Origin of the sequence: Brucella pseudintermedia (genome assembly GCF_008932435.1) — a bacterium.
In the GTDB taxonomy this organism is placed as follows: domain Bacteria; phylum Pseudomonadota; class Alphaproteobacteria; order Rhizobiales; family Rhizobiaceae; genus Brucella; species Brucella pseudintermedia.
In genome coordinates, this window is sequence record NZ_WBWE01000015.1 from 21,687 (window position 1) to 48,367 (window position 26,681).

Consider the following 26,681-nt stretch of genomic DNA (forward strand, 5'->3'; position numbering starts at 1 on the left):
ACGATGAAACAGTTGCTCAAGCAGCGCGAACTCCTGCTCCTCGTCATCATCGCCCTTATGGTGGGGCTGTTCGCAAGCCGCGCGCCGGGCTTTGCCAGCGCCGGCAATCTGGCGAATATTTTCAACGATACGTCGATCCTCATCATTATCGCGCTTGGACAGATGGCGGTGATCCTGACCAAGTCCATCGACCTGTCGGTCGCCGCCAATCTCGCCTTTACCGGCATGGCGGTCGCGATGCTGAACGCGACCTATCCGGGCCTGCCGCTCGTGCTTCTCATCGTGCTTGCCATCGGCATCGGCGCGGTTCTGGGCGCGATCAACGGCATTCTGGTCTGGAAGCTCAACATTCCGGCAATTGTCGTCACGCTCGGAACGCTCACCATCTATCGCGGCATGGCGTTTGTGCTTTCCGGCGGCGCGTGGGTCAACGCGCACCAGATGACGGCTCCGTTTCTCAACACGCCGCGCACGGTGGTTTTGGGCCTGCCGCTTCTCGGCTGGACAGCAATTGTGATCGTGGCGCTGATCTACGTTCTGCTGACACGGACCTTCTTCGGGCGGGCCCTTTATGCTTCGGGCGGCAACCCGACCGCCGCCGTCTATACCGGCATCGATGTGGGGCGCACGCGCTTCTTCGCCTTCGTTCTGTCGGGTGCGCTTGCCGGGCTTTGCGGCTATCTCTGGGTGTCGCGCTATGCCGTCGCCTATGTGGATGTGGCCGCCGGGTTCGAGCTCGATAGCGTCGCGGCCTGCGTCATCGGCGGCATCTCGACCCTTGGCGGTATCGGCACCGTCGCCGGTGCGGTGCTGGGCGCGCTGTTCCTCGGCGTCATCAAGAACGCGCTGCCGGTCATCGACATTTCACCCTTCTGGCAGATGGCGATTTCCGGTTCCGTGATCATTCTGGCCGTTATCTTCAATGCGAGACAGGAAAAGCGGCGCGGACGCATCATCCTGCGCGACAAGGCCGCCAAGACTTATGAGGAGGCCCCGGCATGAATAACGAACAGCGCCGATACATCCCGGACCGGCTCGGAACGCCTTTCTCGCGCATCTTCGCAAGCTGGGAAATGCTGCTGCTCGGAGTGGCAATTGCGATCTTCATCGCCAATTCCTTCGCCTCGCCCTATTTCCTCAATGCATGGAACCTTTCGGACGCCACGTTCAATTTCACCGAAAAGGCACTGATCGCCTTTGCGATGACGCTTCTGATCATTTCCGGTGAAATCGACCTTTCGGTCGCCGCCATCATCGCGCTTGCGTCCACGGCCATGGGCGCGGCGGCGCAGGCTGGCGTCGGGACGCCCGGTCTCGTCATGATCGGCATCGGCGCCGGCCTCGTCTGCGGCGCGATCAATGGCGGGCTGGTGGCCGGGCTGAAACTGCCGTCCATCGTCGTGACCATTGGCACGATGAGCCTGTTTCGCGGCATTTCCTATATCGTGCTGGGCGACCAGGCCTTTGGCGGCTACCCCGAAAGCTTTGCCTATTTCGGCCAGGGCTATGTGTTCTGGGTGATCTCGTTCGAGTTCGCGCTGTTCGTCCTGTTTGCCGTACTGTTCGGCGTGCTCCTGCACTGGACCAGCTTTGGACGCCGCGTTTATGCCATCGGCAATAATGAGTTCGCATCGCGCTTTTCCGGCATTCCTGTCGAGAAAACAAAGTTCGTGCTTTTCCTGATGACCGGCGTGATGAGCGGTATCGCCGCCGTCTGCCTGACCTCGCGCCTTGGCTCCACGCGCCCGTCCATCGCGCAAGGCTGGGAACTGGAAATCGTCACCATGGTCGTGCTTGGCGGTGTCTCGATCCTTGGCGGTTCGGGCACAATCGTCGGCGTGGTGATCGCGGCTTTTGTGATGGGGCTTGTTACCTTTGGGCTTGGCCTTCTCAATGTGCCGGGCATCGTGATGTCGATCTTCATCGGCCTGCTGCTTATCATCACCATTTCACTGCCGATCCTGATCAGGCAGCTCAAGGCGAGGCGCGCGGCATGACCAGTGAACGCTATGCATTTCGCATGAAGCTCAATCCCGGCATGGAAGCGGAATATCGCCGTCGCCATGATGAGATCTGGCCCGAACTGGTCGAACTTCTGCATGCGGCGGGCGTGTCGGACTATGCGATCTATCTCGATGAGGAAACGAACATCCTGTTTGGCGTGATGACGCGTAGCGCCAAACACGGCATGGCTGCCCTGCCCGATCATCCGGTGATGAAAAAATGGTGGGCGCATATGGCCGATATCATGGTGACGAACCCCGATAACTCGCCGGTATCCGTCGATCTCAAGCCAGTCTTTTACATGCCATGAAGCGCATTGCCATTCTGGATATAGGCAAGACCAATGCCAAGGTCGTTGTGCTCGATGCCGCGAGCGGCGAAGAGATCGCTGCCAGCCGCATTCCCAATACGGTGCTGCGCGACGGGCCGTACCCGCATTATGACATCGAGGCGCTGTGGCGCTTTTTTCTGAAAAGCCTCGCCGCTTTCGCCAAAGAGCCCGGCTTCGACGCCATTTCCATCACGACCCATGGCGCTTCCGCAGCGCTGGTCGCCGAAGACGGCAAGCTCGCAATGCCGGTCCTCGACTATGAGCTTGATTATCCGCCGGAAATTCGCGCCGCCTATGCGGCTATCAAGCCGGATTTCGAGGATACGTTCTCGCCGTCGCTTTCGCTAGGGCTCAATCTCGGTGCGCAGCTTCATTTTTTGAAGACCATGTTTCCCGACCATTTTGCGCGCGCACACCGCATATTCACCTATCCGCAATATTGGGCGTGGCGACTGACCGGCATAGCGGCCACGGAAGTGACGTCGCTCGGCTGTCACACCGATCTTTGGCTACCGAAGGAATCCGCATTCTCAGCCCTCGTTGACCGGCTGGACATTCGCGAGAAATTTCCGCCGCTTCGCTCTGCCTTCGATGCGCTCGGCAATGTGCTGCCTGAAATTGCGAAGGAAATCGGCCTGAGCCGGCCTGTGCCAGTCCATTGCGGCATTCACGACTCCAATGCATCGCTTCTCGCGCATCTGATGGATCGGGAAGGCCCGTTTTCGGTTGTTTCGACCGGCACATGGGTGGTTAGCTTTGCGGTCGGCGGCAATTTCGACGGACTGGACCCGCAACGCGACACGCTGGCCAATGTCGATGCCTATGGAAGAGCCGTACCATCTGCGCGCTACATGGGCGGGCGCGAGTTCGACATCATGACCGAGGGATTATCCGTGCCTCCCGCCGCCGACCTGCCCGGTATTGTGGCGCGCGTGCTGGAGCGGCAGATCATGACGCTGCCTTCCGCCGTTTCCGGTTGCGGTCCCTACCCGCATTCCAAGCTTCGCTGGATCAATGCAGACACGGCCAGCGACGCGCAACGCTATGTTGCCGCCTGTATCTACGCAGCGTTGATGACAGAAACCTGTCTTCATCTGCTGGGTGCCGATGGCCCCGTTATCGTCGAAGGTCCTTTTGCCGGAAACCCCACCTATCTCGATGCTCTCGCAAACTTTACCGGTCGCGATGTCGAAGCTGTCACCGGATCGACCGGCACCGCTCTCGGCGCCGGATTACTTGCAGGCGCAACCGTTCCCGAAAAGCACGGCAGGATTTTCAAGCCGGGCAATGGAGCCTACGCAGCCTACCGGAAGCAGTGGCTGCGGAATACAGCGTGAATGACTGAAGCAGATCCGGAACCGTCACACCATTCCGGGTCCTGCTTCGATCAGTTCAACGCCTTCTGCCGCGTCTCAACGTCGATGAAGAAGGCAATTACGCCCGCCAGCGCCAGCAGTCCCGCAAACAGCGCCACGGCGACATAAAAGCTCTGGCTGATGACGAGCGCCAGCGCGGACGGCGCAAGCAGGCCGCCAAGGCGGGCCATCGCGCCTGCCGCACCCATTCCGCTTGCGCGCAATCCCGTAGGATAAAGCTCCGGCGTGAAAGCATAGAGCGCGCCCCATGTGCCAAGCAGCGCAAAGCTCATGACGAGGATGGACGCGCCCACGACTGCCGAACTGTTGGCGACGGTGAAGAGCGCGCAAGCAGCGGCGCTGATGAACAGGAAGGCAATCAGCGTCTTCTTGCGCCCCCATGCCTCGACGCCATAGGCAGCAAGCGCATAGCCCGGCAATTGCGCCAGCGCCACCACGACAAGGAAGCCGTAGCCGCGCACGAAGCCAAAACCGTCACCGGCAAGCTTGGCCGGAATCCAGGTGAAAATGCCGTAATAGGACACCGAAACGAGAAACCAGATCGCCAGAGTCGTCAGCGTGCGCTGGCGCAGATTGGGCGAAAGCAGTTTTTCGTTCGTCACCATGAGCGGCGCTTCAAGGCGTGCCTTTGGCGGCAGTTCCGGCTTGCCATTGCGGCGAAGCACGCGGTTCATCACCGATTTTGCCTCTTCCGGGCGTTCCGATTTGAGAAGATGCATCGGGGATTCCGGCACCCACAGGCGCAGCCAGATGCCGATAAGGGCCGGTGCTGCGGTGACAATGAAGATATAGCGCCACGCATCCTCAACGCCCGCGAGGCTGGTCGCCCATGCCGCAAGCGCAATGACGACCGTGCCGACCGCCCAGAAGCCTTCCAGCATGACAAGCCAGCGTCCGCGATTTTTGGCAGGCAGAAATTCCGCCATCATCGCATAATCGACCGGCAATGTGCCGCCCACTGCCACGCCCGTCATGAAACGCAGGGCAAGCAGAACGCCGAAATTTGGCGCGAATGCCGAAAGCAGCCCGAACACCGCGTCGCAAGCGACGGTAACCAGAAGCACGCGGCGGCGACCATATTTATCAGCCAGCCTTCCGAACACGGCGGCGCCGATCAGCATACCGAGGAAGAACAGCGTACCGGTCTGCAACGCCTGTGGTACCGTCAGCCCGAACGTCTTTGCAATGGCAGCGCCGGTAAAGCCCACAGCCAGAACCTGCATGGCATCGGCAGCCCAGACAAGCCCGAATACGCCGAGAAGACCTCGTTGGAATGCGCCCGTACCTGCCTGATCGAGCGTCTGTTCGATGGTAACTTTCATGCCGCGATATGTTCCCTGCTATCGGCTGAAGATGTGCGTGTCTTTTACAGCGCTGACGGCGGGGCGCTGTCAATCGTCCTTTTCGGATATAGCCCGATCTTTTGCCTGCAAATATTCCCAAAAGCTTTCCGCATGGGCGGGAAGCGGCGCATCGTGGCGATAGATGCGGATTTCGACCGTGAAATCCCAATAAGGATCGGCGGAAGCGGGTACGAGTTCGCCGCGTTGCAATTCGTCATAGATGAGGCTTTCAGGCAGCCAGGCCATGCCCCAACCTGCAAGCGCCATGGCCTTGAGGCCGATCGACATGGTGTTCTCATGGACGATCTGGCGCTTGAACGCAGTGCCGGAGGAAAATTTCCGCGACAATGCCGCACCAAAGAAGGAAAAATCGCCATAGCTTAAGTATGGCAGCGCCTCTCCGCTGGCGATGGCGCGATCCAGGACCGGCCCCGTGGACGAAGGCCGCGAAACCGGCATCAATCGCTCTGTGCCGAGCACGATAAAGGGAAATTGCGTTCGGTCGATCAGGATCGGCACCGAACTGTGCGCATAGGTGAGGAAGAAGTGCACCTCTCCTTCCGTCAGCGTCGCGATATTGTCTTCAAAACCGCCGCGATCCGGGCTGAGCAGCGAGCGGATGCCGCCAATGTCATTCTCTATCTGTTTCAGCCAATGCGGGAAGAATGTGACCGTCAGCGTGTGCAGGGCCGAAAATGTCAGGACGGGGTTCTGGACCTCACGGCTTGGCTGGAGCGCCTTGCGCGTATTGTAGAACTGGCGAACGGTCTCCTGCGCGACCGGCAGGAAAGTTTTCCCCTCGCGGGTAAGCTCCGCCGGAAAGGTTGCCCGGTTGACGAGCGTGACGCCCAGCCAGAGCTCAAGCTGCTTGATGCGGCGGGAAAAGGCCGATTGCGTCACATGACGGGTGTCTGCCGCGCGCGAGAAACTCGACGTTGCCGCCAGCGCGATGAAATCTTCCAGCCATTTCAATTCCATTGGGTGGGCCTTTCTTGCAAGAGCAATAAGGCAATATGGCAATAGGGCAATATGTTTAGGAAACGTCCGAACCAGCCCTTTCCTACTGCCTTACTGCCCTACTCACTTACTGCCCTTCCCTTATGCAATTTCTGCATAGTGATTGCAAAACATAGCATTGGCAGCTCCAAAGGTTTTTTCCTACCGTCCGGACAATCAATCACACAGATGTCCGAGGACGTGTTTTGGCCAGGGTAATTTATTTGAACGGCGCTTTCGTCGCTGAGAACGAAGCAAAAGTGTCGGTGTTCGATCGCGGCTTTCTTTTTGGCGACGGAATTTATGAAGTCAGCGCTGTCATCGATGGCCGACTTGTCGATAATGAGCTTCATCTTGCCCGTCTGGAACGTTCCGTCAAGGAACTCGGAATTCCGTTGCCTGCTTCGCTTGATGATATTCGCGCGGCCCAAATCGAACTGATGAAACGCAATAAGCTGCATGAAGGTGTCGTCTACATGCAGGTGACGCGCGGCGAAGCCGAGCGCGATTTCGTCTATGCTGACGACATCAAGCCGAATTTCGTCATGTTCACGCAGGCCAAGAATCTCGCCAACTCGCCATCGGTGCAGAACGGGGTGCGTGTGGATGTGGCCCCGGATACGCGCTGGGCGCGCCGCGACATCAAGACCATCACGCTTCTGGCGCAGGTGCTGGCCAAGAAGCAGGCCAAGGCCAAGGGTTTCCACGAGGTCTGGCTGGTGGAGGACGGCTTCGTCACCGAAGGCGGCTCTTCAACGGCCTTCATCATCACCAATGACAATGTGCTGGTAACGCGTCCGAATTCGCACTCCATCCTGCCCGGCTGCACGCGCCGCGCCGTCATCAAGATCGCGGAAGAACAGAACCTGCGCATTGAGGAGCGCCTGTTCACGGTCGATGAGGCGAAGGCCGCGAAGGAAGCTTTCCTCACGAGCGCATCGAGCTTCGTGACGCCGATCATCGGCATTCAGGATCATACGGTCTCCGACGGCAAGCCTGGGCCACTCACCCGCCGTCTGCAGGAGATCTACATGGACATGGCTCGCACGGGAGCGGAGCCGGTATTTCAACCTTAACCTCAAAAATGAAAGCAAGAGGGGAAAATGACAATAAAAAGACTACTGAAACAGACAGCCTATGGTGCACTTTTTGCCAGCGCGGCAGCGCTGGCAGGTGCGGGAGCCGCATCGGCAGCCACCGAAGGTTATGGCGACTGCCCGCTGACCGGGGAAAAAGGATCGGCCAAGATCAATCCAGCCGTTGAAGGCCAGTTCACTGTCATCATCAACCTGCCTGCCCTTGGCCAGTTCAACGGCGATACGCCGGATACCATCAAGGACGGCTACGAGTTCTGCATGGCGGTCAACATTGCGCATCGTCTGGGCCTCGATAAGGTAAAGCTGGTCAATGCGTCGTTCGATTCCATCGTGGCCGGTCAGAACAAGGATTACGACATCGCGCTCGCGCTGATCTCGGTTACGGAACCGCGCAAGAAGGTCGTGGATTTCTCCGTTCCTTACATGAATTCCGACTATGGTGTTGCCGCACGTGCCGACAAGCCGGTTGCGGAAGCTGACATGAAGACCGTGAAGGTCGGAACGCAGGCTGGCACGACGCTGGTTCCGTTCGCACAGGATACGCTGAAGGTTGCAAGCCTCGATGTGTTCGACGATACGGCTTCCATGTTCACCGCTCTTGCCGCAGGCAAGGTTGACGCCGTGATGACCGATCTCTCGATCATTCTGGGACAGGTGCAGAATTCCAACGGAAAGCTGGCGGTTGTCGGCAAGTATGAGTCCGGCGGTCAGACCGCGGGCATCTATCCGAAGGGTTCGGAAAACAAGAAGGTCATCGATCAGCTGATCGAGGACATGGAAAAGGACGGCACGCTGAAGAAGCTTGAAGCCGCCTACCTGCTTCCTTCGTGGGGTACGTCGCCTGCCGACGTTCCGCTCTGGAAGCCTTGATCTGACGGTTTTCGGATCGCAATCGCAGTGCCGGTTGCGATCCGGACCGACCGTTTCCCTATCTGTTTCAGTGAGAACAAACCATGTCTTATCCGGCACCGGATGCAAGCGCGGAACGCGCGCGGCAATGGCGTGTCCGAAACAAGGTTCGCACCCATGGCGGTCGTTCCCTGTTCGCTTTCGTCTTTTCCTTCCTCACCCTTCTGGCTGCGGGCCAGACGGTCTATAGCGTTTCGGCCTATACGATCTCGCAAGGCTGGCCCGAACTGCCCGTCGTCGCGGTTGGCGCGGCGCTGCTGCTGGCGCCGCTTGCCGTCCTGTGGTTTGCCTGGCGCGCCGTGCAGATTTCGGGCGAATCCGGAAAGAGCGCGGACATTTACCGCGGGCGCGAGCTTGGTGCAAAAGCCTCTGACCTTTCCTGGCAGGTGATTTCCTACGCCGTTGCCGTTCTCATCATCTGCGCCGGCGCATGGTTCATGTTCGTCAATGACGCAGCCGTCAGCCGGACCTTCTTCGACGTGAGCCTGATCGCCAAATCGGCAGGCACGGTGCTAAAGGCCTTCGGCACGAATATCGTCATCTTCTTCGTCTCGGCCGTACTCATCCTCGTCTGGGCGCTCGTCATCGCCATTGCGCGCACGCTGCCGGGCAAGGCTGGCAAGCCGATCCGCGTGCTGGCAACGCTCTACAGCGACCTGTTTCGCGGGCTTCCGGCCATCATTACGATTTATCTCATCGGTTTCGGCCTGCCGCTGACCGGCCTGCCGATCCTGAAAGACCTGTCCTCCAATGCCTATGCCATCATCGCGCTGACGCTGACCTATGGCGCCTATACGTCCGAAGTCTATCGCGCGGGCATTGAAAGCGTGCATCCAAGCCAGATTGCGGCAGCGCGTTCGCTCGGCCTCTCCTATGCGCGCACCATGCGCTATGTGGTTGTGCCGCTTGCCGTGCGCGGCATCATTCCGCCGCTGATGAACAATTGCATCAGCTTGCAGAAGGACACCGCCCTCGTCGCCATTATTGGCACCATCGATGCCTTCAACCAGTCGAAGATCATCGCCGCGAACTACTTCAACCTGTCGGCTGTCACCACCGTCGCCATCCTGTTCATCGTCATCACCATTCCGCAGGCCCGCTTCGTCGATCGCCTGATCGAACGTGATCGCAGAAAAATGCGCTCGAGCATGTAAGGGGAATGGACAATGGCACTCGTAGAAATCGACAAGGCATATAAGCGCTATGGCGCGCTGGAGGTTCTGTCCGGTATCAGCCTGAACATCGAGGAACATCAGGTCGTCTGCCTGATCGGGCCTTCCGGCTGCGGCAAGTCCACATTGCTGCGCTGCATCAACCGGCTTGAAACCATCGACGAAGGCGAAATCCGCCTGCATGGAGACCGCGTCACCGGACCGGGCGTGGACCTCGACATATTGCGTCGCGAGATCGGCATCGTGTTTCAGGGATATAATCTGTTTCCGCACATGACGGTGATGGAAAATGTCACGCTGGGGCCGACAAAGGTGCTGGGCATGCCCGTGAAGGAAGCTGAAGAAAAAGGGCTGGCGCTGCTCGCGCGCATCGGGCTTGACCACAAGGCGAAGGAATATCCTGACCGCCTGTCCGGCGGACAGCAACAGCGCGTCGCCATCGTTCGCGCGCTTCTGATGGACCCGACGCTCCTGCTGCTCGATGAAATTACCTCGGCGCTCGATCCCGAACTGGTATCGGAAGTGCTCGACATCGTGCGCGACCTCGCCAAAAAGGGCATGACCATGGTTCTCGCCACGCATGAAATGGGTTTTGCCCGCGAGGTTGCGGACAAGGTCTGTTTCCTGCAAAACGGCAAGGTCTATGAAGAAGGCCCGCCATCGCAGATTTTCGGCAATCCACAGGGCGAGCGCACGCAGGCTTTCCTCAAACGCATCATCGAGGCCGGGCGTCTCTGACGCCCCGCCCCCAACTTCTGACCGGGAATGACCATGACAGGCAAGGCACGCGACTACGGCATCATCTGCGGCATCATGCAGCCGGGCGAACAAAACGCCATCACCGATGTGCCGGGCGTGCGCGTGGGGCACCGCACCTTGCGCGACGGCGACATCAATACCGGCGTGACGGCGATCATCCCGCACGACGGCAACATGTATCGCCGCAAGGTTCTGGCCGCCTGCGACGTTATCAACGGGTTCGGCAAAAGCACCGGTCTTGTGCAGGTGGAAGAACTGGGAACGCTGGAAACGCCGATCCTGCTCACCAATACGTTTGGCGTTGGAACCTGCGCCAATGCGCTGATCCGCGAGGCGATTGCCGCCAATCCCGATATCGGGCGCACCACGGCGACCGTCAATCCGGTGGTTCTGGAATGCAATGACGGCCCGCTCAACGATATTCAAGCCATGGCCGTCACGGAAGCCGACGCGCAGGAGGCCTTGAAGATCGCCGGAGCGGATGTGGGCGAAGGCAATGTCGGTGCGGGCACCGGCATGAGCTGTTTCGGCTTCAAGGGCGGCATCGGCACATCTTCGCGCCGGTTTGAACTGGGTGGCAAAACCCATCACCTCGGCGTTCTGGCGCTCACCAATTTCGGTCGGGCGGGAGATCTGGTTCTTCCAGACGGGCGCAGACCTTCGCCAAAGGCAGACGACCAGCCCGAAAAAGGCTCGGTCATTCTGGTGCTGGCCACCGATGTTCCGATGGAGCATCGTCAGTTGAAGCGCGTAACGCGCCGCTGCGGCGCAGGACTGGCGCGTCTTGGTGCGTTCTGGGGCCATGGCAGCGGCGATATTGCGATCGGCTTTTCGACGGCGGTGACATTCGATCATGACGAAGAACGCGATGTGGTCGGGATCGCGGTTCTGAATGAAAATCGCATAGACACGCTTTTCCGCGCAGCGGCTGAGGCCACGCAGGAAGCCGTTCTCAACTCCATGTGCATGGCCGAACCGATGCGCGGGCGCGCTGCAAACCGCCGCTCGCTTGCCGATTGGCTGGAGCGCGCCTGACGCGGCCTTCTGACAAGTGGAAAATTTTTAGCCGCAGTGAACGCTGACAGGCTCCAGACACAATCCTGATATTTTCTGTGCATTGCCACATTAAGCTTTGATCAGCCGCTAATGATCGAAGGCGAAGGGTGGCATTATGCCCGCAAACCGCGACTCGGCGCGACCCATAGCTCCCACTACCTTGGGCTGCTCAGGCACAACCGTTGCAGGTATAAGGGCGCTTCGTTTTCGAAGTAGTCATATGCTGAATCGATGACAGCTCGGAAATTTCAGGACCGATTTTTTGACGACATCGTTTGTTCGCTTGACCGTATTAGGAAGCATCCTGCCCCTGCTGGCCGCATGCGTTACTGTTGGTCCCGATTATCAGAAGCCCAATGTACTAACTCCCGCCTGGTGGAACAGCAAGGCGGACAAGCGTGCTCCCGAGCTTGCTGACTGGTGGAAGAACCTGAAAGACCCGGTTCTGGATCAACTGATAGCTGACGGAATTGCGGGTAGCCCAGACGTGGCGACCGCGAAGGCGAAAGTGCGGCAAGCCCGCGCCAACTACACCTCGGCTGGTGGTGCGCTTTATCCGCAACTGGATGGAAGCGGCAGCTATACGCGCTCCGACAGCGGCAACACGCTTGCTTCAAACCAGTCGGCCATGGGGTTCAAAACCCAATGGGAACTCGATCTTTTCGGCGGCAACAAGCGTGGCGTGGAAGCAGCCTATTACAATGTTGAATCCGCAAATGAACAGTCGCGGGCAGCACTCGTCACGTTGATCGGTGACATAGCCACCAATTATGCGAACTTGCGTGGCGCGCAGGCCGAGATAGCGATAGCACAGCGCAACGCCGCATCCCAACGGCAGACCGTGGCGCTGACGCGGAGCCAGCTTGAGGCCGGAAATATATCGCAGGTCGATCTGTTGAGCGCGGAGACACAGGCCGCGACAACGGAAGCGCAGATACCGGGGCTGCGGATCAGCTATGCCCAATATCTCAACCAGTTGTCTGTCCTGACGGGCCGGTCGTCTTCGGCTCTGGCCGGTGTTCTGGACAAGTCGCGGCCGATCCCGGCAATTCCCGGCAAGGTATCCGCCGGACTTCCCGCCGATCTGTTGCTGAGCCGCCCGGATGTTCGCGCAGCCGAGCGCGACTATGCAAGTTCCACCGCCAGCGTCGGACAGAAACAGGCCCAGCTCTATCCGAGTGTTTCCCTTACAGGCAACATCAATACGGGCGGCGCCAATTTCGGCGATCTTGGAAAGCTGTCGACGATCAGCTGGGCCTTTGGTCCGAGCCTGAGCGTCCCGATCTTTCAGGGCGGAAGACTGAGCGCAGACGTGGATGCGGCGCGCGCGGCGCGCGACCAGTCGTTCATCGCCTATCGCAAGGTCATTCTGACGGCGCTCAGCGAAGTCGAGAATGCCAGCGTATCGCTCAATCAGAACCGCTTGCGCGTAGGTCAGTTGCAGAAAATCGTCAGCAACAGCCGCAAGATCAACGAGCTGACGCTTGAGCAATACCGTGCGGGCACAAAGAGCTTCGTGGATGTACTGACCGCACAGCGCGATCTTCTCAGCGCGGAAACCAATCTCAATCAGGCCCGGACCGATCTTGTCCTGAATTATGTTGCCCTGCAAAAAGCACTTGGCGGCGGTTGGAACGGGCTCATCGATGTTGCGAAGCCTGAAGTCATTGACGGCTATACAGGTCCACACATCGCCAAGACACAGCCTCTTCCTCCCCTGGCAACCGATAAGAGACCACTATGAAACCCAAGTCGAAACGCCGTTTTCGCTGGCGCCTGTGGCTGGCTGTCCTGATCGCCTTGTTGATCGGGGGGTATTTCGTCATGCGCTACCTGACACAAGAGGAACCCCTCCCCGCGACGACCGATATCAGGCGCGGCGACATTGAAAGCTCGGTTCTTGCCACCGGCACGTTACGGCCGAAAAATCTGGTCGCTATCGGCGCGCAGGCGACGGGCCGTATTCTCTCGCTGAAGGTAAAGCCGGGCCAGCAGGTAAAGGCCGGCGAGGTCGTGGCGCTGATCGACTCGACCAACCAGCAGAACGAACTGAACAAGGCTGAGGCTTCGCTTCGCCAGAATGAGGCCACGCGCGCCCAATATCTCGCCGAACTGGAGCTGGCCAGGCTGGATCTGGCGCGAAACCAGATGATGATCGGCAAGAACGCTGTTGCGCGGGCGGAATACGACAAGGCAGTCAGCGCCGTGAAGGCGAAGGAAGCGCAGGTCGCCAACAGCGAAGCTGCAATCGCCGCTGCAAAGGTCGAGGTTCGGATCGCGGAGACCAATCTCGCCTATACCCGCATTACCGCGCCAATCGATGGAACGATCCTTGCGACGGTGGTTCAGGAAGGCCAGACCGTCAACGCCCAGCAAAGCGCGCCGACGATTGCCATTCTCGGCCAGCTCGACACGATGACGGTCGAAGCGGACATTTCAGAAGCCGACATCACGCAGGTTCGCGAAGGAATGCCGCTTTACTTCACCATATCGGGACAAAATTCCAAGCGTTACGATGCAAAGCTGGAAAAGATCGGCCCTGCCCCTGATTCCATTGTCAGCGACAAGAGTTTCACGACCACGGCTGTCAGTTCCTCCTCCAGCACGGCGACGGCTTCGGCCATCTATTACAAGGGCATTTTCACCGTTCCCAATCCGGACGGGCAGCTTAGAACCTATATGACGACCGAAGTTCATATTCTGCTTGCAAACGCAAAGGATGCGTTGATCGCGCCTGTAACGGCCCTCAAGGATACTGGCGAAGCGGGCAAGGCCACGGTGCGCGTGGTGACAGATTCCGGCAAGATCGAAGAACGCACGGTCGAAACCGGCATTACAGACAAGGTGAACACCGAAATCCGTTCGGGCCTGAAGGAAGGGGACAAGGTCGTGACTGACAATCAGGTTGCCGCCCCCGCCCCGGCTGGTAGCTGATATGACTGACGCGCCGCTGCTCTCGCTGAAGGGCGTTTCCCGACATTATCCCTCGGGCGACGATTTCACGACGGTTCTGAATCATGTGAACCTGACCATCGAGCGCGGCGAGATGGTGGCGATCATCGGCGCGTCCGGTTCCGGCAAATCCACGCTGATGAACATTCTTGGCTGCCTGGACAGGCCGTCGGAGGGCGAATATCTGATTTCCGGCCGCGCCACGTCGGAGCTTGAAGCCGATGAGCTGGCGCAATTGCGGCGCGAGCATTTCGGTTTCATTTTCCAGCGATACCATCTTCTGGGCGAGCTGGATGCGGTGGGCAATGTCGAGATCCCGGCCATTTACGCGGGCCAGAAAAAAGAACAACGGCGCCTGAAGGCTCAAATGATCCTGCAGCGGCTCGGCATGGGCGAGCGCACGCATCATCGCCCGAGCCAGTTGTCCGGCGGGCAGCAGCAACGCGTTTCCATCGCCCGCGCGCTGATCAACGATGCGGACGTCATCCTTGCCGACGAACCAACCGGCGCGCTTGACAGTCATAGCGGAGAAGAAGTCCTCGGCATTCTTCAGGAGCTCAACCGCGAAGGACGCACCATCGTCATCGTCACGCATGACCGGCAAGTCGCTGCCCGCGCGCAACGCATCATTGAAATTCGCGATGGCGAAATCATCTCGGATACGAGAAACGGCGAGACCGAGCGACCCGCAACGACCGTGCCGGTGGAACAGCCACCGGCAAGGCCCAGGCTCTTTGCAGCGATGTGGGATCGGTTCAACGAGGCCTTCGCGATGGCGCTTCGCTCGATGAATGCGCATCGGCTCCGCACTTTTTTGACGATGCTTGGCATCATTATCGGCACGGCTTCCGTCGTCTGCGTCGTGGCGCTCGGGCAAGGCTCGCAACAGCAGATTTTGGAGCGGATCAGCGACCTTGGCACCAATACGCTCTACATCAGCCCGGGCCGGGGATTTGGCGACCTGAAAGCGGCGCAGATAACAACGCTTAATCTCGGGGACGCTGCCGAGATCGGGAAACTGCCTTATGTGATGGCTGCAACACCTTCCGGTTCGACGAACTCGACGATCCGTGTCGGTGACAAGGAAGTCAGCGTTTCGGTGAATGGTGTGGGCGAGGAATATTTTGTCACGCGCAACAGCAAGCTGCTTGAGGGCCGTTTTTTCGATAAGCGCAATGTCGATGATCTGGCACAGGTGGCTGTGGTGGACGAGACCGCCAAGGCGACCCTCTTTCCGCATGAGGCGGGTTCCATCATCGGCAAGACCATCCTTCTGAGCAAGGTTCCGGTGCGGATTGTCGGCGTCGTCAAGGCCGAGGAACGCGGCATGGGCGGCGCGCAGACGCTCGAGGTGTACCTTCCCTATACCACCGTCCAGACACGCATGACCGGCTCGCGCTCCTTGCAGATGATCCTTGTGCGCGTCGCGGACACGATGGACCCGGCGGAGGCGGAAAAGCTGATTACGGCATTTCTGGTCAAGAGGCATGGCCAGAAGGATTTCTCGGTCTTCAATACTGACAGCCTGCAGAAGACGATTCAGGCCACCACGGGAACCCTTGCCCTTCTCATCTCCAGTATCGCTGGCATATCGCTGTTCGTTGGTGGCATCGGTGTCATGAACATCATGCTCGTCGCCGTGTCGGAAAGAATCAACGAGATCGGTGTTCGCATGGCGATCGGCGCGCGCCAGAGCGATATCCTCCAGCAATTCCTGATCGAAGCGATTCTGGTCTGCGTGATTGGCGGTGTCCTTGGCGTTCTCATTGCCGGCGGGTTCGGCGTGCTGTTTGCTCAGTTCAACTCGATGTTCCAGCTCATTTATTCGCCAGCTTCCATTGTGGTGGCGCTCGTCTGCTCCAGCCTGATCGGCATCGGCTTCGGCTTCATTCCAGCCCGCAACGCCTCGAAACTCGACCCGGTGGTGGCGCTCGCCCGGGACTGACGCGTGAGTCTGCCCGCATAGGCCACCCCCTACCTTCGGTAACGACCAGAACGACAAAATTAACAGGAGCATCTGCTACCTTTAATTGTCTGCTTTCGCATAAATCAATATAACAAACTGATTTATTTGACTGTTATTATTGGTTTTTAACCTGCAACCGATGGTGACATATATCGCGATCCGCCTTTGACGGACGCGATCGGGCAGCCAGAAATTTCTGTCTTTTGGGGTGTTTCGGAAGGGGGTTGTTAACCTTCATTTTTTATTACTTGGGCTCATTCAGGCGACAGTATCTATGGTTCAGGTATCATGCGTAATTTGAGAGAAAATTTCCCCCCATCGACAGGAAATCGTGCAGAGAACGCTCAGGACCCGAAGCAGCCTCGCGGCCAGACGGGAAGTCACAATCCTGCCAGCGATGATGCCTGGAAAATCCACTTTTCGCTCGGTGAGAATGTTCGCTTTACCCGCACGCCGGAAGTCGAGCTTATGCGCCGCCGGGGTGAGGAACTGCCGGACATTAATGAACGTCGCCAGGCGCACGCGACCGCGGCAACTCCAGCGATCAGCGTTGAGAAAGTTGCCGAAGAGCAGCCAATGGCTGTTGCCGAACTCCAGAAAACCGTTTCGCAGGGCATGGTTCGTTCGCCGGTTGCACCTGTTCCGCCTGCAATGCCCGCAGTTCCCGTTGCTGTCGTCACTCCGCCTGTGGAGGCTGCCCCGGAGGCGATCCCGGATGTTGTCGCTGTCGTGACCGAGCCTGCAAAGCCGGACCAGCCGTCGGCCTTTGCCTATCTTTCCGACTTCGCTTTCTGGGAAGGCTGCGGCGTTGATACCGCGCTTGTCCCTGCCGAGCCTCTTGTCTCGGCTGTGCCGGCAGAACCGCGCAAGCCTTTGCCAACGGTTGAATCCATTCTGGCGCAGTTCCGCATTCGCGAGTGGAACAAGCAGCCTGAGCCGGTAGCAGCAGTACCCGTCCAGCCCGTTGCGGAAACGCCCGTTGTGCCTGCGCCTGTCGAAGTGAGCGCACCGCAGCCCGTTGCCGTGGCAGAGATTGAGGCGCCTGCGCCCCAGCCTGTTGCAACCGAGCCGGAAATTGCGCCTGAAATTGCGCCTGAAATTGCCGGGGAAGCCACCGAAGATGAAATCGTGCTGACCGTTCCGGAAGCGGAAGAGCACGTGGTCGAGGAAGTGGAAGTTCCCGAGCCAGCCGTTGAAGCGCCCGCGCCTGTGGCCAAAGCCGCGCCTTCGATTGCGCTTTACCAGCCGCAGCCCCTCCCCCGTGCCGAAGCACCTGTCATGCACGGCGCTTATGAGTTCCCGCCGCGGGACCTGTTGCAGATGCCGCCCGAACAGGACGGAAATGTCATCACGCAGGAAATGCTGGAGCGCAGCGCCGGACTTCTCGAAAGCGTGCTGGAGGATTTCGGCGTGCGCGGCGAGATCATTCATGTCCGCCCCGGCCCTGTCGTCACGCTCTATGAGTTTGAACCTGCGCCCGGCGTCAAATCCTCACGCGTCATCGGCCTTGCCGACGATATCGCCCGCTCCATGTCGGCGCTTTCGGCTCGCGTTGCAGTCGTTCCGGGCCGCAATGTCATCGGTATCGAACTGCCGAACGCCAACCGCGAAACCGTCTACTTGCGCGAAATGATCGACAGCCGCACGTTCGAGGCTTCCAACTTCCGCCTGCCGCTTTGCCTCGGCAAAGGGATCGGCGGCGAACCGATCATCGCGGAACTGGCAAAGATGCCCCATCTTCTGGTGGCTGGCACCACCGGTTCGGGCAAGTCGGTTGCCATCAACACGATGATCCTGTCGCTGCTCTACCGCTTCAAGCCGGAAGAATGCCGCCTGATCATGGTCGACCCGAAGATGCTGGAACTGTCCATTTATGACGGCATTCCGCATCTGCTGACGCCGGTTGTTACCGACCCGAAGAAGGCCGTTGTCGCCCTGAAATGGGCCGTGCGCGAGATGGAAGAGCGCTATCGCAAGATGGCCCGCCTCGGCGTGCGCAATATCGAGGGCTTCAACGCCCGCGCTGCCTCCGCCAAGGGCAAGGGCGAAACCGTGATGTGCACGGTCCAGTCCGGTTTCGACAAGGAAACGGGCGAGGCTACCTATATTCAGGAAGAACTCGACCTGACGCCGATGCCTTACATCGTGGTCATCATCGACGAGATGGCCGACCTGATGATGGTTGCAGGCAAGGACATTGAAGGCGCAGTCCAGCGTCTTGCCCAGATGGCCCGCGCCGCCGGTATCCACCTCATCATGGCAACGCAGCGCCCGTCGGTCGATGTCATCACCGGCACGATCAAGGCAAACTTCCCGACCCGTATTTCCTTCCAGGTCACGTCGAAGATCGACAGCCGCACCATCCTTGGAGAAATGGGGGCGGAGCAGCTTCTCGGTCAGGGCGACATGCTGCATATGGCAGGCGGTGGACGCATCGTCCGTGTCCATGGTCCGTTCGTTTCCGACGAGGAAGTGGAAAAGGTGGTCAATCACCTGAAGGAACAGGGGCGCCCGGACTATCTGGCAACCGTCACGGAAGACGAGGAAGAGGAAGACGCAGCACAGGAAGCGGCGGTTTTCGACGCAACCTCCATGGGCTCTGAAGATGGCGACGATGTCTATGAGCAGGCCGTCAAAGTGGTGATGCGCGACAAGAAGTGCTCCACCTCCTATATCCAGCGCCGCCTCGGTATCGGCTATAACCGCGCCGCCTCCCTCGTCGAACGGATGGAAAAAGATGGACTGGTCGGTCCCGCCAATCATGTGGGAAAACGTGAAATCCTGACTGGCAACCGCGACTGACCATTGGGGTTGCCGAAAATGAAGCCGGATCGCACACGCGATTCGGCTTTTCTTCATGCTTTGCAAGGGGTTGCGGACTGTTGCATCGATGCGCTTGTCAAGATGTAAAATTTAGTTAATACTTAGTTCATTCGTACATTCTTGATAGTCGGTCGAGGCAGTCTCGGAAGCTGTCTCGCGCCCAGAATATAGGGAGAATGATCGATGAAGAGCATTATTATCGGTCCTGCAGCGAGCGATAAGGAACGCACAGTTACGCAGCAGATTTTGCGGCGCATTCACGAACAGATGCCAAAGCCTTCTGACGACAAGACACAGGTTTGCAACGTATTGCGCCTGTCGAAGGGCGGCTATTCGCACCGCAGACGCAAAATCCATAAACTTGCCTGATCACGAAACGATAAATCGAGTTTCTTCCAGCGCCACGCATTCGCCTCGAATGCGGCAGGCGCTGTAATTTTAAACGCGAGGATACTCAGCGAGGAAGATCGAGCGCACTGTAGAGTTCGGCGTCCTTTGCTTCACCGGTCATACGTTCCGCCAGAATGCGTCCGGTCGTCGGTCCAAGCGTGAAACCCTGATGTCCATGCCCGAAATTCAGCCATAAGCCCTTGTGTCGCGGTGCTTCCCCAACGACTGGCAGCATTCGCGGCATGCAGGGTCGGCTGCCGAACCATGGCGTCTGTTCTACAGGCGCGCCGATGTCGAAAAGCTCGCTTATGGCCTTGATAGACCTGTTCAATTGCTCATGCCGCGCCACGCTGCCCAACGGTGTCAGCTCAGCCCCGGTCAGGATGCGCAAACCCGCACGCATCGGTGTTGCGACGGTCGAATTGCTCACATCGAGAACAGGCACCTTCGGTCCCGTGCCGGAAAAACGCTGATGATATCCGCGCTTGATAACCAGAGGGATTTTATAGCCGAAAGTGCGAAGGATTTCCGGGCTCCACGGACCGAGGGCAAGCACGACGTGGCGTGCAGTATGCGTACCATCTGCCGTATCGACCTGCCAGCCGGAACCGTCCTGCCGCAGGCTGTGCGCATCGCCGTGAACGAAAATGCCACCGCGCCTGACGAACAGGTCGGCATAGGCTTGGACAAGCGCGCCGGGATCGGCGCAAGACCAAGGGTCGGCCCAGTGAATGGCTCCAGCCAGTCCGGTCTTCAAGCCCGGTTCGGCGGCGCTGATCGCCTTGCTGTCCTCAATGACGCTGGCAACGCCGAATTCCCGCATTTTCAGTTCCGCGTCACGCGCAGAGAGCTCGAACGATCGGGCAGAACGATGCAGTTCGCGCAATCCGGTCCGCCTGATAAGGTTCTCCGCGCCTGACGCTTCAATCAGGGGCGCATGATCGTCGGTGGCGCGCCGAATCATGCGTGCATAGAACTGCGATGCCGTGCGGTGACGTCCGGCTTCCGAATTATGCCAGTAGCGCCACAACGGGCCGATCTGGCCGGGCATGTCGCGAAGCCGCCATGCGACCTGATTATTGGCGCCCAATGCAGCCTTCAGCAGTTCCAAGGGAGCGCGTGGCAAGGCATAGGGGCTGACGGCCTCGGTCTGGATAATTCCGGCATTGCCATAGCTCGTTTCCGTTCCCGGACGCTTCCGGTCGACGAGAAGTACGGACCAGCCTCTTTCCTGCAAGGCGAGTGCCGCTCCGACACCCACCATACCGGCACCCACAACGATGCAATCCGTCATCTTCAGCTACTTTTCAGACATGGTTCGATTCTCTTTCCGCCACTATGGGAAATCCGGCTTGCAGATGACAAGTTCAGCGATCACGTTCTTTTGTGGTTCCGCCCTTTCTCGCCATTGCATTTTTGCTATAGAAGGCCACTTTCTCTATCAGGCTCTGTTGGCTGCCGTGATCGAAGGACAGGATGATGCCCTCACCCAAAAATGAACAAGCGGTCCAGAAGACTACCTCGCGTTTCTTCCTCGGCCTGATTTCGGTGCCGGGGGCGGTGTTCTTCCTCATCTTCATGGGTCTTGGCATCTGGCAGGTGGAGCGCCTGCAATGGAAGCTCGATCTTATCGCAAGGGTCGATGCGCGGGTTCATGCCGAGCCGGTCGCCGCACCGGGGCGGGACGATTGGGTCAATGTCAACCAGAAGGATGATGAATACCGTCACGTCACGCTGACCGGCACCTATCTGAACGACAAGGAAGTTCTGGTCCACGCGCTGACCGAACGCGGCGCGGGCTATTGGGTTCTGACGCCGATGCGCTCATCCGACGGTGCGCTGACCTTCATCAATCGCGGCTTTGTTCCGAGCGACAGGCGCGATCCGTCTTCGCGCCGCGAAACGCAGATCGCCGGAGAAACGACCGTAACCGGACTGTTGCGCATGCCGGAACCGGGCGGGTTTTTCCTGCGCCCCAACGATCCGGCGCGCAATGACTGGAACTCACGCGATGTGGCGGCCTTTGCACAGAAGCTCGATCTGGGGCAGGTTGCGCCCTATTTCATCGATGCCGATGCAAAATCCGGCACTGGGACGCTGCCCATCGGAGGGCTGACGGTCGTGAAATTCCGCAACAGCCATCTTTCCTATGCAGTCACATGGTTCGCGCTTGCTGCCATGGTTGCCGGTGCCGCCATTTTTTTCTGGCGGCACGAGCGCAAATCGTAAAGTCAGATATGGAGGGCGTGGCCGAGCGCCTTCATGCTGGCTTCGGCAAAGCCTTCGCTCAATGTCGGATGCGCGTGGATCGTAGCGGTGATATCTTCCAGTCTTGCGCCCATCTCCACGGCCTGCGCGAAGGAGGATGAAAGCTCGGATATGCCGACGCCGACCGCCTGAATGCCAAGGATAAGGTGGTTATCGGCACGCGCAACGACACGGATCATGCCGTCTTCGCGCTCGATGGTCATGGCCCGGCCATTGGCCTGAAACGGGAAGACGCCGACCTGAATTTCATGACCGGCCTTGCGGGCTTCGTCCGGTGACAGGCCGACAGTGACGATCTCCGGATCGGTGAAGCAGACGGCAGGAATGCAACGCTTGTCCCAGACCTGATTTCCGCCGGCAATGATCTCCGCCACCATTTCGCCCTGTGCCATCGCACGATGCGCAAGCATCGGCTCGCCGGTCACGTCGCCGATGGCGTAGACGCCCCGCATCGAAGTGCGGCAACGCTCGTCAATCCGAATGAAACGCCCGTCCATATCCAGCCGGATTTCGCTCAAGCCCCAGCCATCGGTCTGCGGCTTGCGGCCCACGGTGACGAGGATCTTGTCAGCCTCGATGGTTTTCATAGTTCCGTCGACAGTCAGGACTTCAAGCCCGGTCTCACCCTTTGAAAGTCCCTTGGCGGAAGTGCCGGTCAGAACTTCGACGCCGAGCGCCTTCAGGCGTGCCATGACCGGACGCGTCAGTTCCGCATCATATTGCGGCAGGATGCGGTCGGTCGCCTCAACCACAGTCACCTTCGCGCCAAGCTTGGCAAGGGCCGTGCCGATCTCAAGCCCGATATAGCCGCCGCCAACGATGGCGAGCTTTTCCGGTATCTTTTCCAGCGACAGCGCTTCGGTGGATGAAATGACCTTCCCGCCGAAGGGCAGCGCCTGAATTTCCACCGGAACGGAACCCGTAGCGATCACGATGTTTTCGGCGTGGATGGTCTGGCGGCCCGTATCGGTTTCAACGAGAACGGTCTTCCCATCGAGAAAACGTGCCTGTCCATGGAACATGCGCACACGCGACCGTTTCAGGAGACCAGCCACGCCGCTGTTGAGACGGTTGACGATGCCGTCTTTCCATTCAAGCGTTTTGGCGAAATCGATTGCCGGGTTTTCAGCCGTGATGCCGAGCGCGCCCTTGGATGCAAAGACGGAAAGCCGATGGAACTCGTCGGCTGCGTGGATAAGCGCCTTCGACGGGATGCAGCCGACATTGAGGCAGGTGCCGCCAAGCCGCGTCTTTTCCACCAGCACCGTGTCGATCCCAAGCTGGCCTGCCCGGATGCCGCAGACATAACCGCCGGGGCCGCCGCCGATAATCAGGAGTTTGCAGGAAATCTCACTCATTCGATCAGCCTTCTACAAAAATCATCGCAGGCGCTTCCAGAAGGCTTTTCAGCTTCTGCACGAAAACCGCCGCATCCCAGCCGTCGATCACGCGATGATCGAAACTGCACGACAGGTTCATCATCTTGCGCGGCACGAACTGCGCCCCGTCCCACATGGGGCGCACGGCCATCTTGTTGATGCCGACAATCGCGACTTCCGGGCGATTGATGATGGGCGTCGTGGCGATTGCGCCGAGGGGCCCGAGCGATGTGATGGTGATGGTGGAACCGGTCAGTTCCTCCCGCTTGGCCGTGCCGTTGCGCGCCGCATCGGTAACGCGCGACAATTCGGAGGCCGCAGCAAACACGCTCATGCTTTCCGCATGGCGCACCACTGGCACGATCAGGCCGTTTGGCGTCTGCGTGGCGATGCCGACATGCACGCCGCCGAACTGGCGGATGATGTCCGCTTCGTCATCGAAATGTGCGTTAAGTCCCGGCTGTTCTTTTACCGCTTTCACGATTGCGCGAATGATGAAGGGCAGAAGCGTCAGGCGCGGACGGCCTTCCTTCTTCTCATTATTGAGGTGGCTGCGCAGTTCCTCCAATTGCGTGACATCGACTTCTTCAACGATGGTGATATGCGGAATATGGCGCTTGGCTTCGGCCATGCGTTCGGCAATCTTGCGGCGAAGGCCGATGACCTTGATCTCATTCACCGAAGTGTCGGTCGCGTAGCCGGAGAGAGCGGGAGCCGCGCCGGTTTCCTGCTGGAAATAAAGGTCGAGATCGTCGTGCGTGATACGTCCTGCCGGTCCGGTGCCACGAACGCGGCGCAGATCGACGCCCGCATCGCGGGCGCGCAGCCGGACAGAAGGCGTCGCAAGCGGCTTTTCGCCTTCCTGCCGAACCGGACCCGCACCTGCGAAAGCGCGGCTTGCGGCTTCGCGCTTCGGTGCCGCTGCTTTCGGAGGAACCGGTGTCTGCAATAGAACCGGGGTTTCAGGCGCGGGCACGGGTTGCGGCTTCGCTGCTTCCGCTGCCGCCGGAGCCGGTTTTTCTTCAGCCTTTTCCTCCGGGGAGCCACCCTCAATCTCGAGCCGGACCAGTTCGGACCCGACCGCGATCTTCTCGCCCACTTCGCCATTGATGGCGATGACCTTGCCGCCGCGCGACGACGGAATTTCCACCGTCGCCTTGTCGGTCATGACGGCTGCGAGAAGATCGTCCTCGCGCACAATGTCGCCCACCTTCACATGCCATTCGACAAGTTCGGCCTCGGCAACGCCTTCACCAACATCGGGGAGCTTGATTGTAAAATGTGCCATGTTTCCCTCCCCTCAGGCTGCCATAATGGACGTAAGCGCGCGACCCACCCGGTCCGGACCCGGGAAATAGGCCCATTCCTGCGCATGGGGGTAAGGCGTGTCCCATCCGGTGACGCGGATGATTGGCGCCTCCAGATGATAGAAGCAATCGCGCTGCACGAGAGCGGCAAGTTCCGCGCCATAGCCGCAGGTCAGCGTCGCCTCGTGCACGATCACGCAGCGCCCGGTCTTTTTCACCGAGGCCATGATGGTTTCCGTATCGAGCGGAAGCAATGTGCGAAGATCAATCACCTCAGCATCGACGCCGGTTTCCTCCGCGGCCGCAAGCGCCACATGAACCATCGTGCCATAGGCGAGCACCGTCACATCGCTGCCTTCGCGGCGGATAGCGGCCTTGCCGAGCGGCACGGTGTAATAGCCTTCCGGCACATCGCCGAGATCATGCTTTTTCCACGATGTTACCGGGCGGTCATGATGCCCGTCGAACGGTCCGTTATAAAGGCGCTTCGGCTCGAACATGATGACCGGGTCCGGGTCTTCGATGGCCGCGAGCAAAAGCCCCTTTGCGTCGGCTGGCGTGGACGGCATGACGGTTTTCAGCCCCGATACGTGGGTGAACAGAGCCTCCGGGCTTTGACTGTGCGTCTGTCCGCCATAGATGCCGCCGCCGGAAGGCATGCGGACGACGATAGGACAGGTGAACTCGCCCGCAGAGCGATAGCGCAGGCGTGCCGCTTCCGAGACGATCTGGTCATAGGCCGGATAGACATAGTCCGCGAACTGCACTTCAATGCAGGGGCGAAGGCCGTAAGCCGCCATGCCGATGGCAGTGCCGACAATGCCAAGCTCGCTGATCGGCGCATCGAAGCAGCGCTCCTTGCCGTATTTCTTCTGGAGGCCGGCCGTACAGCGGAAAACGCCGCCGAAATAGCCCACATCCTCGCCGAACACGACGACGTTTTTGTCGCGCTCCATGGCGATGTCGTGGGCGTTCTGGATCGCCTCGATCATGGTCATCTTGCTCATGAATTAAAACCCCGCTTCCTGGCGCTGGCGGATAAGATGCGGCGGCGTTTCAGCATAGACATCCTCGAACATGTCGCGCATGGATGGCTTGCGGCCGTCATGCAGCGTGCCAATGGCTTCCGCCTCGCGCTGTGCGGCAACCACAAGGTCCATCACTTCGGCTTCCGCCTGCTTGTGACGCTCATCCGACCAGACGCCGCGCTTGATAAGATGGTTTTTCAGCCGCAGGATCGGATCGCCAAGCGGCCATGCATCGCTTTCGGCCTTGGGGCGATAGGCGGAAGGATCGTCCGAGGTGGAATGCCCACCTGCACGATAGGTCACATATTCGATGATGGTCGGACCGAGATTGCGGCGCGCGCGTTCCACTGCCCATTTGGCAACCGCATGAACGGCCAGATAATCATTGCCGTCGACGCGAAGCGCGGGAATGCCGAAGCCATGGCCGCGTGCAGCAAAGGTGCCGGAGCCGCCGCGCGCAATGCCCTGAAAGGTGGAAATGGCCCACTGGTTGTTGACGATGTTCATCACCACCGGGGCCTTGTAGGTCGAGGCAAAAACCAAGGCGGCATGGAAATCGCTTTCGGCCGTGGAACCGTCACCGATCCATGCGGCGGCGATCTTCGTATCGTGGCTGATGGCGGAGGCCATAGCCCAGCCGACGGCCTGCGTATATTGCGTTGCCAGATTGCCGGAAATGGTGAAGAAGCCATGCTCTTTCGATGAATACATCACCGGGAGCTGGCGGCCTTTCAGCGGGTCCTGCTCGTTGGAGAAAATCTGGTTCATCATGGTGACGAGCGGATAGTCGTCGGCAATAAGCAGGCCCGCCTGACGGTAGGTCGGGAAATTCATGTCGCCCTTGCGCAACGCTTTACGAAAAGCGCAGCTTACCGCCTCCTCGCCCAGATGCTGCATATAGAATGACGTCTTGCCCTGGCGCTGCGCCATCATCATGCGTGCATCATAGGCGCGCAGGATCATCATGTGGCGAAGCCCGTCTTTCAACTCGTCGTCGGTGAGCGTCCCCGCCCACGGACCGACCGCCTCGCCCTCTCGATTGAGAACGCGGATGATGCTGAAAGCCAGATCGCGCATCGCTTCCGGCTTTTCATCGATCTCCGGCCTGCGAACGCTGCCCGCGCGCGGGATTTTGACATGGGAGAAATCCGGCACGTCACCCGGACGCCATTCTGGCTCGGGAACATGCAGGGATAGTACGACATCATCGCTCATGCGGGGAACCCTCGAAACTGGCCTCGCCACTGGCCTCGCAAATTTACGGTATGTCGAACGGGGGATTTCAAACTGGTTCCGGAGCTTTCCGAAACACTTTCGGCAAGTGATTGTCACTTTGCCGGTCTTGCTCCTCCCATGCGACATGGTGCCGATTTCCTCCTTCGGCACCATCCACATTCAGGGTGGAACGGGTTCAAAAATAAAGCAAGATTATTTTTCGGTTCCTCCGGCACTCTTTTGTGAAACCGGTTCGCCCATGCTTCACAACGGCCCAGCATACACTGGACGAAACAAGCTTATTTCCGCG

21 protein-coding genes and 2 pseudogenes are annotated in these 26,681 nt (G+C 59.2%); 16 read left to right on the forward strand and 7 right to left on the reverse strand.

What is annotated here, in order from left to right:
- The first annotated feature begins 3 nt into the window (after positions 1-3).
- Genes F9K78_RS18530 through F9K78_RS18545 form a run of 4 tightly spaced genes read left to right on the forward strand, consistent with a single transcriptional unit; the run spans position 4 to position 3,672 of the window.
- Positions 4-1,002, forward strand: coding sequence for an ABC transporter permease (locus F9K78_RS18530; protein WP_121986446.1), 999 nt, complete (start codon positions 4-6; stop codon positions 1,000-1,002).
- Complete coding sequence (locus F9K78_RS18535; protein ID WP_121986447.1) at positions 999-1,997, forward strand: ABC transporter permease; 999 nt, start codon at positions 999-1,001, stop codon at positions 1,995-1,997. The genes F9K78_RS18530 and F9K78_RS18535 overlap by 4 nt, the downstream gene beginning before the upstream one ends.
- On the forward strand, positions 1,994-2,314 hold the full coding sequence (gene rhaM, locus F9K78_RS18540; protein WP_121986448.1) for an L-rhamnose mutarotase: 321 nt from the start codon (positions 1,994-1,996) through the stop codon (positions 2,312-2,314). Before F9K78_RS18535 ends, rhaM begins: the two co-directional genes overlap by 4 nt.
- A complete protein-coding gene (locus tag F9K78_RS18545; RefSeq protein ID WP_121986449.1) occupies positions 2,311-3,672 on the forward strand; it encodes an FGGY-family carbohydrate kinase in 1,362 nt (453 codons plus the stop codon). The genes rhaM and F9K78_RS18545 overlap by 4 nt, the downstream gene beginning before the upstream one ends.
- Before the next feature lie 50 nt (positions 3,673-3,722).
- Here the strand turns inward: F9K78_RS18545 and F9K78_RS18550 are convergent, their stop codons facing one another.
- Both F9K78_RS18550 and F9K78_RS18555 read right to left on the reverse strand, forming a co-directional pair.
- Positions 3,723-5,033 (reverse strand): MFS transporter, encoded by a 1,311-nt coding sequence (locus tag F9K78_RS18550; protein WP_121981511.1) that lies wholly within the window; start codon positions 5,031-5,033, stop codon positions 3,723-3,725.
- Between the two features lie 69 nt (positions 5,034-5,102).
- Positions 5,103-6,032 carry a LysR family transcriptional regulator gene (locus tag F9K78_RS18555; protein WP_121981512.1) on the reverse strand — a complete coding sequence of 310 codons (930 nt, stop codon included), beginning with the start codon at positions 6,030-6,032 and terminating at the stop codon, positions 5,103-5,105.
- A 224-nt stretch (positions 6,033-6,256) separates the two neighbouring features.
- Between F9K78_RS18555 and F9K78_RS18560 the strand changes: the two genes are divergently transcribed.
- From F9K78_RS18560 to F9K78_RS18605, 11 genes and pseudogenes are all read left to right on the forward strand, one after another.
- Positions 6,257-7,126: a D-amino-acid transaminase gene (locus F9K78_RS18560; protein ID WP_151682539.1), complete on the forward strand. Its 870-nt coding sequence runs from the start codon at positions 6,257-6,259 to the stop codon at positions 7,124-7,126.
- 27 nt (positions 7,127-7,153) lie between these two features.
- Positions 7,154-8,017: an ABC transporter substrate-binding protein gene (locus tag F9K78_RS18565; RefSeq protein WP_121981514.1), complete on the forward strand. Its 864-nt coding sequence runs from the start codon at positions 7,154-7,156 to the stop codon at positions 8,015-8,017.
- 83 nt (positions 8,018-8,100) lie between these two features.
- Positions 8,101-9,210, forward strand: a complete 1,110-nt coding sequence (locus F9K78_RS18570) for an amino acid ABC transporter permease (protein ID WP_151682540.1) — start codon at positions 8,101-8,103, stop codon at positions 9,208-9,210.
- 12 nt (positions 9,211-9,222) lie between these two features.
- Complete coding sequence (locus tag F9K78_RS18575) at positions 9,223-9,966, forward strand: amino acid ABC transporter ATP-binding protein (protein WP_121981516.1); 744 nt, start codon at positions 9,223-9,225, stop codon at positions 9,964-9,966.
- A gap of 33 nt (positions 9,967-9,999) precedes the next feature.
- Complete coding sequence (locus F9K78_RS18580; protein ID WP_121986453.1) at positions 10,000-11,022, forward strand: DmpA family aminopeptidase; 1,023 nt, start codon at positions 10,000-10,002, stop codon at positions 11,020-11,022.
- Between the two features lie 283 nt (positions 11,023-11,305).
- A complete protein-coding gene (locus tag F9K78_RS18585; protein WP_121986454.1) occupies positions 11,306-12,787 on the forward strand; it encodes an efflux transporter outer membrane subunit in 1,482 nt (493 codons plus the stop codon).
- A complete protein-coding gene (locus F9K78_RS18590; RefSeq protein WP_121986455.1) occupies positions 12,784-13,977 on the forward strand; it encodes an efflux RND transporter periplasmic adaptor subunit in 1,194 nt (397 codons plus the stop codon). The genes F9K78_RS18585 and F9K78_RS18590 overlap by 4 nt, the downstream gene beginning before the upstream one ends.
- 1 nt (position 13,978) lies before the next feature.
- A complete protein-coding gene (locus tag F9K78_RS18595) occupies positions 13,979-15,940 on the forward strand; it encodes a MacB family efflux pump subunit (RefSeq protein ID WP_121986456.1) in 1,962 nt (653 codons plus the stop codon).
- 309 nt (positions 15,941-16,249) lie between these two features.
- Positions 16,250-16,619 (forward strand): annotated as a pseudogene (locus tag F9K78_RS22385) (DNA translocase FtsK); the annotation flags it as partial.
- Positions 16,620-16,720: 101 nt separating this feature from the next.
- Positions 16,721-18,763, forward strand: a pseudogene (locus tag F9K78_RS18600) (DNA translocase FtsK); the annotation flags it as partial.
- Between the two features lie 204 nt (positions 18,764-18,967).
- The gene (locus tag F9K78_RS18605; RefSeq protein ID WP_121981522.1) at positions 18,968-19,153 is read left to right on the forward strand and encodes a hypothetical protein; all 186 of its coding nucleotides are present in this window, start codon (positions 18,968-18,970) and stop codon (positions 19,151-19,153) included.
- Positions 19,154-19,238: 85 nt separating this feature from the next.
- On the opposite strand, the gene F9K78_RS18610 is transcribed toward F9K78_RS18605, so the two are convergent.
- Positions 19,239-20,468, reverse strand: a complete 1,230-nt coding sequence (locus F9K78_RS18610; RefSeq protein ID WP_122066382.1) for an NAD(P)/FAD-dependent oxidoreductase — start codon at positions 20,466-20,468, stop codon at positions 19,239-19,241.
- Positions 20,469-20,650: 182 nt separating this feature from the next.
- On the opposite strand from F9K78_RS18610, the gene F9K78_RS18615 reads away from it, so the two are divergent.
- Positions 20,651-21,403 (forward strand): SURF1 family protein, encoded by a 753-nt coding sequence (locus tag F9K78_RS18615; RefSeq protein ID WP_121986459.1) that lies wholly within the window; start codon positions 20,651-20,653, stop codon positions 21,401-21,403.
- Between the two features lie 2 nt (positions 21,404-21,405).
- On the opposite strand, the gene lpdA is transcribed toward F9K78_RS18615, so the two are convergent.
- The 4 genes from lpdA to F9K78_RS18635 are packed head-to-tail and all read right to left on the reverse strand — an operon-like array spanning position 21,406 to position 26,371.
- On the reverse strand, positions 21,406-22,800 hold the full coding sequence (gene lpdA / locus F9K78_RS18620; protein ID WP_121986460.1) for a dihydrolipoyl dehydrogenase: 1,395 nt from the start codon (positions 22,798-22,800) through the stop codon (positions 21,406-21,408).
- 4 nt (positions 22,801-22,804) lie between these two features.
- Positions 22,805-24,109, reverse strand: coding sequence for a dihydrolipoamide acetyltransferase family protein (locus tag F9K78_RS18625; RefSeq protein WP_122066381.1), 1,305 nt, complete (start codon positions 24,107-24,109; stop codon positions 22,805-22,807).
- A gap of 12 nt (positions 24,110-24,121) precedes the next feature.
- Positions 24,122-25,135 (reverse strand): alpha-ketoacid dehydrogenase subunit beta, encoded by a 1,014-nt coding sequence (locus F9K78_RS18630; RefSeq protein WP_122066380.1) that lies wholly within the window; start codon positions 25,133-25,135, stop codon positions 24,122-24,124.
- A 3-nt stretch (positions 25,136-25,138) separates the two neighbouring features.
- Complete coding sequence (locus F9K78_RS18635) at positions 25,139-26,371, reverse strand: 3-methyl-2-oxobutanoate dehydrogenase (2-methylpropanoyl-transferring) subunit alpha (protein ID WP_121986463.1); 1,233 nt, start codon at positions 26,369-26,371, stop codon at positions 25,139-25,141.
- Positions 26,372-26,681: the final 310 nt, after the last annotated feature.

Coding starts and splice junctions, on each gene's coding strand:
- lpdA (WP_121986460.1), bottom strand. CDS start 22,800: ATGAGTGAGATTTCCTGCAAACTCCTGATTATCGGCGGCGGCCCCGGC.
- F9K78_RS18575 (WP_121981516.1), top strand. CDS start 9,223: ATGGCACTCGTAGAAATCGACAAGGCATATAAGCGCTATGGCGCGCTG.
- F9K78_RS18565 (WP_121981514.1), top strand. CDS start 7,154: ATGACAATAAAAAGACTACTGAAACAGACAGCCTATGGTGCACTTTTT.
- F9K78_RS18630 (WP_122066380.1), bottom strand. CDS start 25,135: ATGAGCAAGATGACCATGATCGAGGCGATCCAGAACGCCCACGACATC.
- F9K78_RS18570 (WP_151682540.1), top strand. CDS start 8,101: ATGTCTTATCCGGCACCGGATGCAAGCGCGGAACGCGCGCGGCAATGG.
- F9K78_RS18590 (WP_121986455.1), top strand. CDS start 12,784: ATGAAACCCAAGTCGAAACGCCGTTTTCGCTGGCGCCTGTGGCTGGCT.
- F9K78_RS18605 (WP_121981522.1), top strand. CDS start 18,968: ATGAAGAGCATTATTATCGGTCCTGCAGCGAGCGATAAGGAACGCACA.
- F9K78_RS18595 (WP_121986456.1), top strand. CDS start 13,979: ATGACTGACGCGCCGCTGCTCTCGCTGAAGGGCGTTTCCCGACATTAT.
- F9K78_RS18625 (WP_122066381.1), bottom strand. CDS start 24,109: ATGGCACATTTTACAATCAAGCTCCCCGATGTTGGTGAAGGCGTTGCC.
- F9K78_RS18610 (WP_122066382.1), bottom strand. CDS start 20,468: ATGACGGATTGCATCGTTGTGGGTGCCGGTATGGTGGGTGTCGGAGCG.
- F9K78_RS18535 (WP_121986447.1), top strand. CDS start 999: ATGAATAACGAACAGCGCCGATACATCCCGGACCGGCTCGGAACGCCT.
- F9K78_RS18615 (WP_121986459.1), top strand. CDS start 20,651: ATGATGCCCTCACCCAAAAATGAACAAGCGGTCCAGAAGACTACCTCG.
- F9K78_RS18550 (WP_121981511.1), bottom strand. CDS start 5,033: ATGAAAGTTACCATCGAACAGACGCTCGATCAGGCAGGTACGGGCGCA.
- F9K78_RS18530 (WP_121986446.1), top strand. CDS start 4: ATGAAACAGTTGCTCAAGCAGCGCGAACTCCTGCTCCTCGTCATCATC.
- F9K78_RS18635 (WP_121986463.1), bottom strand. CDS start 26,371: ATGAGCGATGATGTCGTACTATCCCTGCATGTTCCCGAGCCAGAATGG.
- rhaM (WP_121986448.1), top strand. CDS start 1,994: ATGACCAGTGAACGCTATGCATTTCGCATGAAGCTCAATCCCGGCATG.
- F9K78_RS18555 (WP_121981512.1), bottom strand. CDS start 6,032: ATGGAATTGAAATGGCTGGAAGATTTCATCGCGCTGGCGGCAACGTCG.
- F9K78_RS18545 (WP_121986449.1), top strand. CDS start 2,311: ATGAAGCGCATTGCCATTCTGGATATAGGCAAGACCAATGCCAAGGTC.
- F9K78_RS18580 (WP_121986453.1), top strand. CDS start 10,000: ATGACAGGCAAGGCACGCGACTACGGCATCATCTGCGGCATCATGCAG.